This window comes from Rhodococcus sp. BE178, assembly GCF_050433545.1.
In the GTDB taxonomy this organism is placed as follows: domain Bacteria; phylum Actinomycetota; class Actinomycetes; order Mycobacteriales; family Mycobacteriaceae; genus Prescottella.
Genome location: NZ_JBNPXA010000010.1, coordinates 26,982 through 42,817 on the forward strand (window position 1 = coordinate 26,982; position 15,836 = coordinate 42,817).

The 15,836-nt window shown below is 65.3% G+C and carries 15 protein-coding genes and 1 tRNA gene; 14 read left to right on the forward strand and 2 right to left on the reverse strand.

Going from position 1 to position 15,836, the window contains the following annotated elements:
- Positions 1–61 precede the first annotated feature (61 nt).
- The 6 genes from J2X34_RS17720 (at position 62) to J2X34_RS17745 (ending at position 5,519) form a co-directional block, all read left to right on the forward strand.
- A complete protein-coding gene (locus J2X34_RS17720; protein ID WP_429518696.1) occupies positions 62–1,288 on the forward strand; it encodes a benzoate/H(+) symporter BenE family transporter in 1,227 nt (408 codons plus the stop codon).
- Between the two features lie 119 nt (positions 1,289–1,407).
- Positions 1,408–1,872, forward strand: a complete 465-nt coding sequence (locus J2X34_RS17725) for a GNAT family N-acetyltransferase (RefSeq protein ID WP_114723856.1) — start codon at positions 1,408–1,410, stop codon at positions 1,870–1,872.
- Positions 1,873–2,052: 180 nt separating this feature from the next.
- Positions 2,053–3,318 carry a pyridoxal phosphate-dependent aminotransferase gene (locus tag J2X34_RS17730; protein ID WP_258558127.1) on the forward strand — a complete coding sequence of 422 codons (1,266 nt, stop codon included), beginning with the start codon at positions 2,053–2,055 and terminating at the stop codon, positions 3,316–3,318.
- A gap of 39 nt (positions 3,319–3,357) precedes the next feature.
- Entirely contained in the window at positions 3,358–4,698 is a 1,341-nt protein-coding gene (locus J2X34_RS17735) for an aminotransferase class III-fold pyridoxal phosphate-dependent enzyme (protein ID WP_429518699.1), read from the forward strand.
- Between the two features lie 35 nt (positions 4,699–4,733).
- Positions 4,734–4,804 (forward strand) — tRNA-Cys (locus tag J2X34_RS17740).
- Between the two features lie 88 nt (positions 4,805–4,892).
- Complete coding sequence (locus J2X34_RS17745) at positions 4,893–5,519, forward strand: non-canonical purine NTP pyrophosphatase (RefSeq protein WP_114723854.1); 627 nt, start codon at positions 4,893–4,895, stop codon at positions 5,517–5,519.
- A 166-nt stretch (positions 5,520–5,685) separates the two neighbouring features.
- On the opposite strand, the gene J2X34_RS17750 is transcribed toward J2X34_RS17745, so the two are convergent.
- Positions 5,686–6,426 (reverse strand): SDR family NAD(P)-dependent oxidoreductase, encoded by a 741-nt coding sequence (locus tag J2X34_RS17750; protein ID WP_429518701.1) that lies wholly within the window; start codon positions 6,424–6,426, stop codon positions 5,686–5,688.
- A 204-nt stretch (positions 6,427–6,630) separates the two neighbouring features.
- Positions 6,631–7,596 (reverse strand): IclR family transcriptional regulator, encoded by a 966-nt coding sequence (locus J2X34_RS17755; RefSeq protein WP_147283582.1) that lies wholly within the window; start codon positions 7,594–7,596, stop codon positions 6,631–6,633.
- A 10-nt stretch (positions 7,597–7,606) separates the two neighbouring features.
- On the opposite strand from J2X34_RS17755, the gene J2X34_RS17760 reads away from it, so the two are divergent.
- The 8 genes from J2X34_RS17760 to J2X34_RS17795 are packed head-to-tail and all read left to right on the forward strand — an operon-like array spanning position 7,607 to position 15,725.
- Positions 7,607–8,893, forward strand: coding sequence for an MFS transporter (locus J2X34_RS17760; RefSeq protein WP_429518703.1), 1,287 nt, complete (start codon positions 7,607–7,609; stop codon positions 8,891–8,893).
- A 47-nt stretch (positions 8,894–8,940) separates the two neighbouring features.
- Positions 8,941–9,138 (forward strand): tautomerase family protein, encoded by a 198-nt coding sequence (locus tag J2X34_RS17765; protein WP_114723850.1) that lies wholly within the window; start codon positions 8,941–8,943, stop codon positions 9,136–9,138.
- A gap of 34 nt (positions 9,139–9,172) precedes the next feature.
- Positions 9,173–9,946: an alpha/beta fold hydrolase gene (locus J2X34_RS17770; RefSeq protein WP_114723849.1), complete on the forward strand. Its 774-nt coding sequence runs from the start codon at positions 9,173–9,175 to the stop codon at positions 9,944–9,946.
- On the forward strand, positions 9,865–10,647 hold the full coding sequence (locus J2X34_RS17775; RefSeq protein WP_220181963.1) for an SDR family NAD(P)-dependent oxidoreductase: 783 nt from the start codon (positions 9,865–9,867) through the stop codon (positions 10,645–10,647). Before J2X34_RS17770 ends, J2X34_RS17775 begins: the two co-directional genes overlap by 82 nt.
- A gap of 45 nt (positions 10,648–10,692) precedes the next feature.
- Positions 10,693–11,523 carry an alpha/beta fold hydrolase gene (locus J2X34_RS17780; protein WP_114723847.1) on the forward strand — a complete coding sequence of 277 codons (831 nt, stop codon included), beginning with the start codon at positions 10,693–10,695 and terminating at the stop codon, positions 11,521–11,523.
- Complete coding sequence (locus tag J2X34_RS17785; protein WP_429518706.1) at positions 11,520–13,514, forward strand: flavin-containing monooxygenase; 1,995 nt, start codon at positions 11,520–11,522, stop codon at positions 13,512–13,514. Before J2X34_RS17780 ends, J2X34_RS17785 begins: the two co-directional genes overlap by 4 nt.
- Positions 13,511–14,503 carry a PDR/VanB family oxidoreductase gene (locus J2X34_RS17790; RefSeq protein ID WP_429518708.1) on the forward strand — a complete coding sequence of 331 codons (993 nt, stop codon included), beginning with the start codon at positions 13,511–13,513 and terminating at the stop codon, positions 14,501–14,503. The genes J2X34_RS17785 and J2X34_RS17790 overlap by 4 nt, the downstream gene beginning before the upstream one ends.
- Positions 14,504–14,525: 22 nt before the next feature.
- Complete coding sequence (locus tag J2X34_RS17795) at positions 14,526–15,725, forward strand: cytochrome P450 (RefSeq protein ID WP_114723844.1); 1,200 nt, start codon at positions 14,526–14,528, stop codon at positions 15,723–15,725.
- Positions 15,726–15,836: the final 111 nt, after the last annotated feature.

Genomic DNA, 15,836 nt, shown 5'->3' on the forward strand with positions numbered 1-15,836 from the left:
TTTCCGCAATATTGTTACGCTATCGGCCGGGCGTGAAGTCAGCAATCTCGGTGGCGCACCGATGAGTCGGGCTTCCTCCGTTCTGCGGGATGTCTCGGTGTCCGCGGTCGTCGCGGGCTTCCTCTCTGCGCTCATCAACTTCGCCGGCCCGTTCCTGATCGTGCTCGAGGCCACCCGCGCGGCAGGTCTGAACGAGGCGCAGACCGCGTCCTGGGTCTGGGCGGTATCGATCGGCAACGGTGTGTGCAGCATCGCGCTGAGCCTCTTCACCCGTATCCCCGTGATCGTCGCTTGGTCGACACCCGGAGCGGCGCTGCTGATCGCCTCGCTCGGCGGCTTCTCGTTCGCCGAGGCAGTCGGCGCGTTCCTCGTCGCCTCGGTCGCCGCTGCAGTGGTCGGGTACACGGGCTGGTTCGGCTGGATACTCGCCAGGGTGCCCGGCCCGGTGCTGCAGGCGCTGCTCGCCGGGATCCTGCTGCCCTTCGTCGTGACCGCGGCGGGCGCCTTCACGAGCGCGCCGCTGATTGCGGGGAGCATCGTCGTCGCATTCTTTCTCGGCAAGCGCTTCTTCGACCGATACGCAGTGCTCGCCGGACTCGTCGCCGGGATTGCGGTGACCTGGGCGACCGGATCCTTCCGCGAGGTCGCGCCGTCGCTCGAGCTCGGCGGCCCTGTGTTCACGATGCCGGCGTTCACCCCGGCCGCACTCGTGAGCATCGCGCTGCCACTGTTCATCGTCACGATGGCCTCACAGAACGCACCGGGCCTCGCACTGCTCCACTCGCAGGGGTACGAGCCGAACGACCGCCTGGTCGTCGGTGCCATCTCGACGGTTTCGGCGGTCCTCGCGCCCTTCGGCTGCCACGGCATCAACCTCGGCGCGATCACGGCGGCAATCGCGCTCGGCCCCGAGTCGCACCCGGATCGCGCAAAGCGCTACATCGCGGGCCTCTCGGGCGGCCTCACCTACTTGCTGGTCGGCTCGTTCGGGGGCGTGCTTGTGGCCGGGTTCCAGGCGATCCCGACCGAAACGGTTTCGGTACTTGCCGCCGTCGCGCTGCTCGGATCAGCGCTCACCGCACTCGAGGGCGCGATGGGCGGCGATGCCCGCACCGGGATCGCGGCCCTCACCACGCTCGCGGTCACCATGTCGGGCGTCGTGTTCTTCAGCGTCGGTGCCGCGTTCTGGGGCCTCGTCGCGGGCAGCGCCGTGTATCTCCTCCTGGCCCCACGCCGACCACGAACCCGAACAGGCGAATCAGGAAAGGAGAACGCGGTGATCACATGACCGAGGCCCGCGCGCCGCGCATCCCGCATCGAATCTTCAATCCTCGCGGGCAGAAAACGCTCAGACAGTAAGTGGCAGTACAGCTCTGCCGAGACCTTCGAACACCGATAGGAGCCACCATGGCAACGACCACCCTTCCGACGATCCGGCCGCTCGACGCCACCGATGAGAGTCGCTGGCGTGTCCTCTTCCGCGAGTACCGCGAGTTCTACAAGCTGCCCGAATCCGAGGACATCGTCTCCCGCGCATGGGGATGGTTCATGGATCCCCGACACGAATGCAAGGCTCTCGTTGCGGAAGCGGACGGCGAGATCCTCGGGTTCGCACACCATCGCCGGTTCTCCTCGCCCTACACCGGAACCACCGGCCTCTTCCTCGACGACCTGTTCACCGACCCCGCGGCCCGAGGCCGGGGCGTCGGACGTGCACTGATCGGGCGTCTGACCGAGATGGCCACCGCCGAGGGCCGCGCCGTGGTGCAGTGGGTGACCGCCGACGACAACCATCAAGCCCAGGCGCTCTACAACACCCTCGCCACGCGAACGAGCTGGGTTACCTACGAGGCCGAACCCTCCGCGAAGTGAGCACTGCAACATGAACCCGCTGCCGCCAGAGGTCTCTGGGCGGTGGCACGGGGCGGCGGCGGCAAGACGAGTCGATCCATTGGCTTGCCCTGGTCCTGTTGATCGGACCAGGGCAGGCCGGCGGCTCGCCGATGCTCTCACCAAGGCCACGACGGCCGCACTCACTACAGGAGCAGGACTGTGACAACCCACGTGACGCCGGCCGAGAAGCCCGTGATCGTGAACTCGTCGTCGAGGCTGAACGGAGTCCTCTACGACCTCCGCGGACCCGTACACGAACGCGCCGTCGAACTGGAGCGGCGCGGGCAGGAGATCCTGCGCCTGAACATCGGGAACCCGGCCCCGTTCGGATTCGAGGCTCCCGAGGTCGTGGTCGACGCGCTCCGGGAGGCGCTTCCGCACGCGCACGGCTACTCCGAGTCGCAAGGACTCGGCTCCGCCCGCGAAGCGATCCGGGACCACTACGCTGCGCGGCCCGGGTTCCCGGCCGCGGGTATCGACGACATCCTCATCGGCAACGGCGTCTCCGAGTTGGTAACCCTCACCCTGCAGGCTCTCCTCGAACCCGGTGACGAAGTCCTCATCCCGTCTCCGGACTACCCCTTGTGGACGGCGTCGACCGTGCTCGCCGGTGGGGTACCCCGGCACTACCCGTGCGACGAAGACAACGGATGGAGTCCGGACACAGAGGAATTGGGGCGCATGGTGACGCCCCGCACCCGGGCGATCGTCGTCATCAACCCCAACAACCCCACCGGCGCGGTGTACTCACGGCGCACACTCGAGGAGATCGCCGCTGTCGCAGATCGGCACGGGCTCCTCCTGCTCTCCGACGAGATCTACGACCGGATCGTCTACCCGGGGCACGTCCACGTCAGCACTGCGCAGGTTGCGCCGACGCATCCCTGCATCACCTTCTCGGGGCTGTCCAAGACCTCGCGTGTGGCCGGCTACCGGGCCGGGTGGGTTATCGCTACCGGGTTCAGTCCCGACGACGGGTACCTCGCAGGACTTCGCCTGCTCGCGTCGATGCGTATGTGTGCCTCCGTTCCCGCGCAGCACGCGATCACCGCGGCGTTGCAGCACGACGACACGATCGCCGCGCTCCGGATGCCGGGAGGCCGACTCTTCGAGCAACGCGCTCTGACTGTCGGACTGCTGCAGGACATCCCCGGAGTGACCTGTCACGAGCCCGGGGGCGGTCTGTACGTCTTCCCCCGCATCGACCCCGACGTCTACGGGATCGTGGACGACGAACAACTCGTGCTCGACTTCCTCGACGCCGAGCACGTCCTCCTCGTCCACGGTCGCGCGTTCAACTGGGCACGCCCCGACCACCTGCGCATCGCCTTTCTTCCCCGTACTCCAGTTCTCGCCGACGCCCTGGAACGTTTCGCCCGGTTCCTCAGCGACTACCGGCAAGACCCACACCGCCGCGCGGTGTGACGACTCCCAAAAACCGAACCGAGACAAGAAAGAACGCAGATGACCGAAACACTTCCAGCCGCATCCACCTCAACTGGACCTGCACTGGTCACCGAGGTTCCAGGGCCGAAGAGTCGCGAGCTCCACAGCCGCAAGACGGCGGCCGTGCCGCGCGGAATTGGCAGCGCGCTGCCAATCTACATCGATCACGCCGAAGGCCCGTGGCTCATCGACGTCGATGGCAACCGGTTTCTGGACTTGGGTTGCGGCGCAGGCGTCAACATGGTCGGCCACCACCAGCAGAGCATCATCGATGCGGCGTCTGCGCAACTGAACCGGGTCACCCACACGCTGTTCGGCATCACGCCCTACGAGGGTTACGTGCGCCTGGCCGAACGTCTGTCCGCGAAGACCCCCGGGGCGCACGCGAAGAAGACCATGTTCGTCAACTCCGGCGCCGAAGCGGTCGAGAACGCCGTGAAGGTCGCCCGGGCGTACACGGGTCGGCGCGCAGTTGCGTCCTTGGACCACGGGTTCCACGGCCGCACCAATCTAACTCTCGCGATGAACCACCGGGCGGTCCCGTACGCGACCGGTTTCGGGCCGTTCGCACCCGATGTCCACCGGGTACCGAACTCCTATCCGTTCCGGGACGGGCTCACGGGCCAGCAGGCTGCAGCACGGACGATCGCATACCTGGAAGAGCGCGTAGGCTCCGCCGACCTCGCCGCGCTCGTCGTCGAACCCATCCAGGGCGAGGGCGGATTCATCGTGCCCGCAGACGGATACCTACCGGCCCTGCAAGAATGGGCCAACCGAAACGGCGTCGTTCTCGTCGCCGACGAAATCCAGTGCGGGCTCGGACGGACCGGGACCTGGTTCGCCAGCGAACTGTTCGGCCTCGTACCGGACGTGGTGCTCACCGCCAAGCAGATCGCCGCCGGTCTACCCCTGGCCGGGGTCACCGGACGAGCGGAGATCATGGATGCCGCCGCACCCGGCGGCCTCGGCGGGACCTTCGGCGGCAACCCCGTCTCGATCGCCGCCGCGCACGCCGTTCTCGACTTTCTGGAAGACGAGGAACAGTTCGCCGCCGCACGCCGGATCGGCAACACCCTCACCAGTGGGCTACGGCGAATTGCCGAAACCTATCCCGTCATCGGCGATATCCGGGGGCACGGTGCGATGATCGCCTTCGAGCTGACGCAGGCTGGAACGACTCGACCGTTGCCCGGGAGCGCCGCTGCGATCAGCGAGCACGCGGCCCGGCGGGGCGTGGTCCTGATCATCGCGGGCAGCGACGGCAACGTCATCAGGTTCCTGCCGACCCTCGACGTCACCGACGATCTCCTCCAGTACGCGCTCACAGTGATCGAGGAAGCACTGAACGGGCACGAATGAGTCGGCGCTGTGCCGACGGAAACGTCGGCACACACGGTGGGGTGGCCGAATGGCCAGGTAGCGGTGCGCAACACCGCGCATGCAGGTTCGAATCCTGCACCCACCTCGACGGGATACCGCACAGTGGGCTCGAACCCGCCGTGCGACACACCTGATGCATATCCAGACCCTTTGTCCGCCACCGGAGGTCGAGCATGGCCACACACAACACGTTCGTTCTCGCGACCCACAACGCAACCAAAGTCGCCGAGTACCGATTCATCGCAGAGTCGATGCTGCCGGGCTGGACGCCGGCCTCCTACGACGGTCCCGAGCCGGACGAGGACGGACTCAGTTTCCGCGACAACGCCCTCATCAAAGCACGCGTTGCCGCCGCACACTCCGGCCTTCCAGCTGTCGCCGACGATTCCGGATTGTGTGTGGACGTACTCGGAGGCGCGCCCGGCGTCTTCTCGGCCTACTGGGCGGGACACCGTAAGGACCACACCGCCAACCGTAATCTGCTACTCGACCAACTCTCAGGCGTCGCCGCACCGCACCGCACCGCACGATTTACTTCAGCGCTCGCGCTCGTCGCCCCCAGCGGTGCCGAATACGTTGCCACGGAACGCTGGTCGGGCCGACTGGCCCTCACGCCGGCAGGTGACGACGGATTCCCGTACGACTCGATCTTCGTCCCGGACGGCCAAACGCCCGGTCACGAGCGCACCGTAGCCGAATGGGACACCGAGGACAGATATCGGAGTTCACACCGGGCACGCGCGTTCAAAGCACTCGTTCCGGCTCTCGAAGCGCTGACCAACGTCCAAACGTGCCGATGAGCATGCCCGAGTGCTACGGGGGGACATGCTTCAGGTCTGACCGCACCGAATATCTCTCGCACGCAGTTGATCTCCACCTACCGAATGCGACTGCGCGAGGAATCCGCCAGCAGGCCGCAGCGCATCTCGGGCGGCCTTGTCCGTACTCGGAATCGACGCGACAACCTCAGCGAGAGCCTCCGACCGTAAGTCCTCCGTCTACCGGGATGCATGCTCCGGTGACGAACGAGGAGGCAGGCGAGAGCAACCATGCGACCAGTTCCGCAATCTCCGACGCTTGCCCCAGACGCCCCATCGGAGTCATAGCCCGCCTCGCCTGCTTGCCTTCGTCCGTCGCGTTCTCGAGAAGCATCGGCGTTTCGACGAATCCAGGGCAGGTGGCATTCACGCGAATACCCTTGCTCGAGCCTTCCAGTGCCGCAGCCTTTGTCAGTCCGACCGCACCGTGCTTGGACGCGACATACGCGGCGCCGTTGGAGACGCCGATCAAACCGGCGGCCGAGGCGTTGTTCACGATCGATGCCCCGCTTCGCAGGTGCCGCAGCTCATGCTTGAGGCAGAGAAACATGCCCACCAGGTTGACGTCGACGAGTTCACGGAAGTCGGCTACGTCCGTATCGGCGAGGGCCGTACCGAACGAGTAGGCCCCCGCGGCGGAAATCCCCGCGTTGTTGAAGGCCCCGTCGAGCCCTCCGAAAGCAGACATCGCATCGGCGATCATGCGTTCGACATCCGCCTCGTTCGAGATGTCCGCAACGAGCGCGACAGCTTCCCCACCGGCGGCGTTGATGTCGGCGGAGACCTTGGAGACGCTCTCGAGATTGCGATCGACGACTACAACTCGCGAGCCCCGGAGACCCAACAAGATTGCAGTCTCGCGTCCGATCCCGGACGCGGCCCCGGTCACGAGGAATCTACGCCCCGCGGACTCCCCCTCGACATGGCCCACCTCCGGACGGCTGAACTCTTGACCGATTGCAGCACTGGAACTTTGGCGAGAATCCGACATTCCATGAGGCTAGCAAGCCCGCGACATCGATCGCGCGTCTCGACGGAAAGTTTGATTCCGCCATGCGGAATGCCTTACTCCCCAAACCCTTCGACCCCCGTATCAGCGGGAAACCTCGAGCACCCGGTGGGCATCAGCTGCGGCCGAAACAAGATGCGCACCAACCGCTTCCAAATCCGTCGTCTGCATCCGATAAATGGGCATGCAGACCGAGAGAGCCGCGATAGGCTTCCCACGATCATTGAGGACTGCCACCCCGACGCCGCCGACCTCGGCCCGAAAGCCTCCCCGATTCACCGCATATCCGGTCGACCGGACGTGCTGCAGCTCCTTGCGAACATCCGCCGGGTCGGTCAGCGACCGTTCGGTGTATCGGCGCAGCGGACCCGCCAGAACCCAGTCGACCGCGTCATCGGGCAGTGCCGCCAGCTGCGCAAGCCCCGGCGACACGCAGTGCGCGGGAGACCGGCTGCCGAGCGTGCTCACCGAGTGGACCGGCTTCGGCGAGACGAGCTGCTCGACATAGATGACGTACCTCCCCTGGAGCACGGTGAGGTGAATGGTCTCCTGCGTCTCGTCGTGGAGTTCATCCATGATCGGCCGGAGCCTGCTCCGAATGTCTTGCCCGACTTGAAGACCCGGCGCAAGGCTGAGCAATCCTGGCCCCAGTCGGTATCGCAGCTCGTCGTCCTTCTCCACCCATCCACGCTCGACAAGCGTCTTGGCCAGGCGAAATGCCGTCGTCTTGCCGACACCGAGGCGGTCCGCCAGCTGGGTGACAGTGAGTCCGTTGTTCTCCGCCAGGAGCTCCAGGAGTGAGAGCGCCCGATTGACGGAGCCGAGCGTGTCCGTTGCGCGCGATTCGACCATGGAATCACCATAACGGAACCAACGACGGAAGATTCGTTTCGCAATGCGGAACGCGCGTTGAGCATTAAGGAACCACATGTCTATGGTGCAGATCACGTCACAGCCGTGACGACCACTCGGCCAGGAGGCAGCTTTGGAGAATTTCCAGGACAGTGCCCGCAGAAAGCAGGTTCGCTCTGCGGGGATCGCTTCGATCACCGGATGGGCGATGGATCTCTACGATCTGACGATCATCCTCTACCTCGCCCCTACTATCGGGCCGCTTCTCTTCCCCGCCCACAACGCGACGCTCCAACTGACGTTCGTCTACGCATCTTTCGCGGTGACTCTCCTCTTCCGCCCGCTCGGTTCTGCGCTGTTCGGCGCCTACGCCGATCGCAACGGGCGCAAGCAAGCGATGATGTTCGCGATTCTGGGTGTCGGGCTGTCGACCGCGTGCATGGGAGCGGTGCCGACATACGCGACCATCGGATTTGCTGCTCCGATCCTCTTCCTCGCCTTGCGCATCGTGCAGGGGGTGTTCGTCGGCGGCGTCGTCGCTTCGACCCACACGCTCGGAACCGAAACTGTCGCACCGGAACATCGCGGGCTGATGTCGGGTTTGGTCGCCGGCGGCGGCGCCGGCGCCGGTGCCGTGGTCGCTTCGATCGTGTACTTCGTCGTTTCGGCCGTCGTTCCCAGCGAGGACTTCGGCGTCTACGGATGGCGCGTGATGTTCTTCACCGGCCTTCTGACTGCGGCCTTCAGCTTCTACATCTACCGACGCACCGAGGAATCGCCTCTGTGGCATGGGAAGTCGTCGGGACCGACAGTCCGAAAGTCGCCTCTTCGAGTCATCTTCGGGCCGCGCTACCGCAAGACGACGTTGCTCAACATCGCCCTCGCCGCGGGCGGAGCAACCGCGTACTACCTCACGGTTGGCTTCTTCCCGACCTTCTTCGGCGCGAACCTCGGGATCGGCAAGACGACCTCGGCCATGATCCTGATCGTCGCCAACGTGGGGGTCATCGCGGGCGGAGCCCTGGGCGGGCACCTCAGCGACCGGATCGGCCGGCGGGCGGTCTTCCTCTGGTTCGGCGTGCCCAACGTCGTACTTCTACCCTTGCTCTACCTCTGGCTCGCATCCCTGAGCTCGGGCTCGATCGCCCTGGTCACCGTCATATCGACCGCGATGGCTGTGATCGTCATGGCTGGCTCCGCACCGGTACTGATCTTCCTCAACGAACGCTTCCCCACCGAGATTCGCGCGACGGGCACCGGGCTGAGCTGGAACATCGGCTTCGCGATCGGTGGAATCATGCCCGCGATCGTGACGGCCGTCAGCCCGAGCGTCAGCGACATCCCGGTCCGCCTGGCCATCGCCATCACGGTCGCCGCGATTGTCTTCCTCCTGGCGGCACTCAGCGTGCGTGAGACCCGCCATCTCGGCCTCGGCGAGCACGATCAGGCCGAGCCTTCGGAAGCCGCCGTGGCTGCGGCCCACGACCGAGCCTGACACCGGCCGATTCACCAACCGTCACCATCGAAGTGCAGGAGCAGGAAATGCCCATCATCAATGTCAATCACGCCAGCCCACTGACCGCGGAACAGATCGAAGCACTGATGGAGGGCCTGACCGAGGTCTACACGTCGGTCACCAAGGCGAATCCCGCGGCGGTCCACGTACTGGTCCAGCAGGTCCCCACGGAACGCTGGGCTGTCGGAGGCGAAAGCCTGTCCAGGCGCAACGCGAAGTCTTGACGAGCCCCGTTCTGCTGTATCAGGAAAGGACAGAATGGAACTCGCGGAAACTGTCGCACCCCACTCCGATCGACCGACGGTTGTTCTGCTGCACAGCCTCGGCACGGACCACCGGCTCTGGCGCCATCAAATCAGCTCCCTGACAACACACTACGATCTGTCGACGCCGGACAGCCGGGGACACGGCAAGTCCTCGGAGACCGGAGCGATCAACCTCGATGCCTGGTCCGATGACCTCTACCGGGTCGTCAAGGAGCGCGGTCCCGTGCACCTGGTCGGACTGTCCATGGGTGGGCTGCAGGCGATCGCCTTTGCCGCAAAGCACCCCGACCTGGTCCGTAGCGTCACCATCGCCAACTCGTTCGCGCGACTCCCGATCGACGTCGCCGACGCCCGCGTCAACGGCTCCACGGAGTCGATCACTCGCAACGGCATGGCCGCATTCGCAAAGGAGTACCTCGACCAAACACTCACACAGCCACTCGACAGCTCCGACTACGCCGCCCTCTACGACGCGATTTCCGCGATGACCCCCGAGTCGTACCTCGCGTCTGCGGTGGCGACGTTCCGCGCCGACGTGGTTCCCCTACTCGACTCGATCACCTGCCCCGCGCTCGTTGTCACAGGCGAACTCGACGCCAAGATTCCGAGCGAACGCACGGCCGAGATCATCGGCGGCATCGCCCACGCCGAGCATGAGATCGTTCCCCGCGCCGGCCACCTGTCGTGCATCGAGAACCCCGCCCACTTCAATGCGGTGATCACGTCCTTCCTCGCGCGCGTCGACGAGCGCGCCACCATCGACTAGAAAGCATGCGCATGACCACAACGATCATTACCGGAGGCGCCAGCGGCATCGGCCGAGCTGTCGTCGACGAACTGCGCAACGACGGACATCGCACAATCGTCATCGATATCGCCGAACCCCCAGCCGACGGGTTCACCGACCTCTACATCCGGGCAGACCTCAGCTCGTCGGAAGGCATCTCGACTGTCCTCGAATCCCTTGCCGGACAGGAGATAGACAACCTCGTCCATTGCGCCGCCATGGGACAATGGTCATCGTTCCGCGATACCCCCCGGGATGCCTGGGAGCGCATCCTGCGCACAAACCTCGAGGGAACGATCGCCATCACCCAAGCAGTCGTACCTCTGATGCCGCGGGGATCGCGGATCGTGCTCTTCGCCTCCGGCACCGTGTTCAAGGGCGCCAGGAACCTCTTCGCATACGTCGCGTCGAAGGCCGGCGTGATCGGCTTCGCGCGCTGCCTGGCAGATGAACTCGGCGATGACGAGATCACGGTCAACGTCGTCAGCCCGGGCATCACAGCGACACCGATGATCACGGACATGGCCCACACCGAAGAGAACAACATCGCCAGCCGCTCGATCAAGCGACGGGCATACCCGGAGGACATCGTCGGCCCGGTGAAGTTCCTGCTCGGCCCCGGTGCGGCCTTCGTCACCGGCCAGACGATCTGTGTCGACGGCGGCTCGGTCAAGAACTGACGGCCCCTGCAAATCTCGATCTTCGCTAGAGAACGGAAACCAACCATGTACGAGAAGAAGTCACTCATCGCCGACGGGTTCCACACCACCTACATCGAGGCCGGCAACCCCGACAAGGACACGATCGTCCTGATCCACGACGGCGGTTTCGGGTCCACCGCCGAACTGTGCTGGTCCGAGATGATCCCGCACCTCACCGATCGTTTCCACGTTCTCGCCCCCGACCTGCTCGGATGGGGTGGAACCGACAAGGCGGTCTTCCTCGACCGGCCGCCGTTCGCGCCCCGGGTGAAGCACATCGCGGCGTTCTGCCAGGAACTCGGAGTGGACCGGGCTCACTTCGTCGGGGCCTCCTTCGGTGGGTCGATGGTCATGCGCGCAATCACCGATCCCACGAGCCCGTGGCCGGTCGACCGCGCGGTGAGCATCTCCGGAACGGGCGGACCGTACCGGCTGCCCGAGGGCATCGCCGCCCTGGCCGACTACACGCCCAGCCTCGAGGATGCCGCCCGAATGACCGGATACATGGTGCGGAGTCTGGACGGAATGGACGAGCACATCCGACAGCGGTTCGAGAACAGCCTCATTCCCGGGCACTGGGAAGCGATGGCCGCGCCTCGACTGAGCAACCCGTCGGTCGAGCGAACCCAGATCGCCGACCCGTTCCTCGATCTCTTGGCCGCGACACAGATCCCGGTGCTGCTCGTCGAGGGCACGCGTGACGAACTCCTCGAGTCGGGATGGTCGAAGAAGCTCGCCGATCTCACCCCGATGGCACGCGCAGCGGAACTCGACTACGCGCACGAACCCAACATCGATGCACCCGCCGAGACCGCCGGCCTCATCGTCGACTTCCTCACCGGAGGTCTCGAATGACCCCCACCACCTTCACCACGGACGAAGCGCACCCGCGCGAGGTCGCTCGGCCCGGGCACTACGACGCCTGCCTGCCGATCGTCGAGGACGACGACTTCCTCGAGCAGGCGGTAGAAAGTGCGGAACTTCCGGCTCTACTTGCCGCCCTGGCACTGGCGAATGCCGATCCGTCGTTGCTTGCCGACGAGCTTCGGCCTCCGCTGCCTCCGATGGACTCGGTGATCGCTCCACAAGGGGGAATGTCCACCGAGGCCCAGAAGTCGGCCCGCAGGGTCGCTGCCAACGCCCTCAAGGCCTTTCGTGACCGAGGATCCGTCCCGGCGGCGCAGCCTTCCGAGGAATTTCTCGCACACATCATGCGCTTCCTGACCAAGGACGCGAGCGACGACTACCTGCCCCTGCTGCGACACGAACTGGGAATCCCGAACGACTACGGTGCCCCGGCCTGGAAGAAGTCGGAGGTTGCCCCCGACATCGATTTCAGCGTGGCGATCATCGGCGCCGGAATCTCCGGCATGGCCGCCGCACACCGGCTGCAGCAGGCCGGGATCGAGTACGTGGTGTTCGAGAAGAACACCGAGGTCGGCGGCACCTGGTGGGAGAACGTCTACCCCGGTTGTCGACTCGACACCCCGAACTTCGCCTACAGCTACTCGTTCGCGCAGAAAGCCGACTGGCCGCAGCAGTTCTCCACGCGGGACGAGATCGAGGCCTATCTGCAGGACGTGGCAACCACGTTCGACCTGCGACCCAACGTCGAGTTCGGGACCGAAGTGACTTCCCTGTCGTTCGACGACGACAGCGGAACCTGGACCGTTACCACCGAGACCGCGGACGGAATCCGCGGAATCCGGCGGGTGAACGCCGTGATTACCGCTGTCGGACAGCTCAATCGGCCCAATATTCCTCAGATCCCCGGGCTCGACTCGTTCGCGGGACGTTGCTTCCACTCGTCGCAGTGGGACACGTCGGTGGATCTGAGCGGACTGAGGGTAGCCGTGGTCGGGACCGGCGCGAGCGCGTACCAGATCGTTCCCTCGATCGCCGGCACCGTGCAGCATCTGAGCGTCTTCCAACGGAATGCCCCGTGGATGCTCCCCACGCCCGGCTACCTCGCGGATATCCCTGCCGGCATGGCCTGGCTGCTGCGCCATGTCCCGCACTACGGGCGGTGGTATCGCTTCTGGCAGTTCTGGATTGCCGCAGAAGGGCGTCTGCCTTTCGTCGAAGCAGATCCCGACTGGACAGAAGAGGGCAGCACCTCGGCAAACAATGCCGAGCTACGCCGTCAGTTGCTGACCCACCTCAGCAGGCAGCTCGAGGGTCATCCGGACCTCCTGGAGAAGATGACGCCGAAGTACCCACCGGGCGCCAAGCGCATGCTTCGCGACAACGGCATGTGGGCAACGACGCTCATGCAATCGCATGTCGATCTCGTCACCGACGGAATCGAGGCCGTCACTCCGGCGGGGATCCGCACGGTCGACGGCGTCCTGCACGAGGTCGACGTCATCGTCTTCGCAACCGGATTTCGGGCTTCCGACTACCTCGAACCGATCACCATCACCGGGCGCGGCGGGAAGGACCTCCACGAATCGTGGGGCGGCGACGCACGGGCGTACATGGGTATCACGGTCCCGTCCTTTCCGAATCTCTTCATGCTCATGGGCCCGAACACCGGTGTCGTCGTCAATGGCAGCGCCCTGTACATGGCCGAGTGTGCGGCCGAGTACACCGTCGAGTGTCTCGGCGAACTCCTCCGTGCACGGAAGCAGAACATCGAGCCGCACGCCGAAGCGATGGACGAATTCTGTGACCGGGTCGACGCGGGAAATCGTCTCCGCACCTGGGGGGTTGCCGACGTACACACCTGGTACCGCAACCGATTCGGCCGCGCCACGCAGGTCTGGCCGTTCTCACTGCTCGAGTTCTACCAGCTGACGCGGACACCGGATCTGTCGGCATTCGACTTTACGGGCGACTTCCGATGAACACGACCGATGTGAGCAGTGCCGGCAGTTCAGCGTCCCTGCTGACCGGCCCGGCGCTGGCTGCGTTGCGCGTGGAATCCCGCGAGGAGGTTTCCGCCGATGTCGTGTCGCTGACGCTGGCCGATCCTCTCGGCCGGCGCCTCACACCGTGGACACCCGGATCGCACATCGATCTGATCCTGCCCAACGGGATGTCGCGCCAGTACTCACTCTGCGGAAACCGCTGGGATACATACCGTTACCGGATCGCTGTGCTGAACGAGCCTGATGGACGCGGTGGGTCGCGATGGATTCACGAGAACGTCCGCGAAGGCGACGTGCTCGGCTACGGCGGGCCGAGGAACCACTTCCCCCTGGTTCCCGCCGACCGCTACTTGTTCATTGCCGGCGGCATCGGTATCACGCCGATGATCCCGATGATCGATCAAGCAGAGCGGACGGACCGCCCGTGGCGGCTGGTGTACGGGGGCCGCAGTCGGCAGTCGATGGCATTTTTCGACGATCTCGAGAGATTGGGGGATCACGTGCACTTTGCGCCCCAGGACGAGGTCGGCCTCCTCGATCTCGACGCGATCCTGGCCGATGAGGGTCCAGGAACGAAGGTCTACTGCTGTGGGCCGGCCGGACTGCTGGAAGCGGTCGAAGCTGCCTGCCGACACCTGCCGCCGTACACACTGCACACAGAGCGGTTCACGGCATCGGCAGCAGAATCGTCACAGGATCGACCGTTCACACTCCGACTCACCCGATCGGGCACCGACATCGATGTTCCTCCCGGGGTGAGCGCCCTCGACGCACTCGCCGGAGCGGGAATCGGAATCCTCTCGTCCTGCCGCCAGGGAACGTGCGGAACCTGCGAGGTCACCGTGGTCGACGGAGTACCCGATCACCGTGACAGCGTGCTCAGTGAAGTCGACCGACAGGCGGGCGACTGCATGATTTCGTGTGTCTCGCGAGCACAGACCGAGCGCCTCGTCCTCGACTTGTAAACCCAGTAGATCGGACCATGTGATGCCAGCACAGCTTGCACCAGTTACAGAACTGGATATCGACCCTTTCGCGCTCGAGAATCTCCTCGACCGATCACGGGTACAGCAGGAGATCCGGGAGACCGCGCCGGTCGTCTACCTCAACGCCTACGGCGTGTACGCCACCGGACGCTACGACACGATCCGCGAGGTGTTCGCCGACTGGCCCACCTACCAAGTGGGCGCCGGCGTGGGTCTCGCCAATTTTCACACCGAAAAGCCCTGGCGCCCGAAGGCAAATCCGACGGAGACCGACCCTCCCGAGCACGATGCTCCCCGAAGGGTACTCACCGACGTACTCGGCATGAGAGCGCTGCGGCGGCTGCGCGAGCACTGGCTCGAGGAGGCCGAGGAGGTCGTCGATCGGGTTCTCGCTCGCGGCCCGGAGGTCGATGCCATGAAGGACTTGGCCTCTGCGTTTCCCTTGAAGGTCTTCCCCGACGCCGTCGGTCTTCCACCCGAGAACCGGGACAACCTCCTCGCCTACGGCGATCTGGTCTTCAATGCCTTCGGGCCCCAGAACGAGCATTTCCACCGCGGGGCCGCTCGGCTGTCCGAGCTCTCCCAATGGGTCGCCACTCTCTGCGAGCGCGAGAGCCTGAGCCCGGACGGATTCGGCGCCAGGATCTGGGAGGCATCCGACCGAGGGGAACTGACGGCCGACCAGGCCCCACTCGTCGTTCGTTCCCTGCTGTCGGCCGGCATCGACACCACCGTCCACGGTGTCGCCGCCATCCTCCACGCCTTCGCCACACATCCGGACGAATGGCAGCGACTGCGCAGCGAACCCCAGCTGGTCCGTCGAGCTTTCGACGAAGCCGTCCGCTGGGCGTCACCTCTCCAGTTCGTCTTCCACACAACGGCGAAGGCTGTCGAACTCGAAGGCGTCCAACTCGGAAAGCACAGCAAGATCTTGCTCGTGATCGGCGCCGGCAACACGGACCCGCGGCGATGGGAGGACGGTGACCGTTTCACACTCACGCGCGACCCCTCCGGCCACCTCGGATTCGGGATGGGTCTTCACCAGTGCGTCGGCCAACATGTCGCGCGGCTCGAGGCGGAAGCGCTCCTGACCGTCCTGGCCGAGAAGGTGAAGACGATCGAATTGGCCGGCGTCCCCGAGAGGGGCGTGAACAACACGCTGCAAACGTGGAAGACGCTTCCGGTGCGGCTCTCGGCCTGAGCCACGGCATCGCTGCCGATACGGCGATGACATGGGCGGCATCGGCCCGTCCCTCTGCACCGCGGCTCCGGACCGGACAACTCGCCCGTCCGGCACGGAGCCGCGGGACGA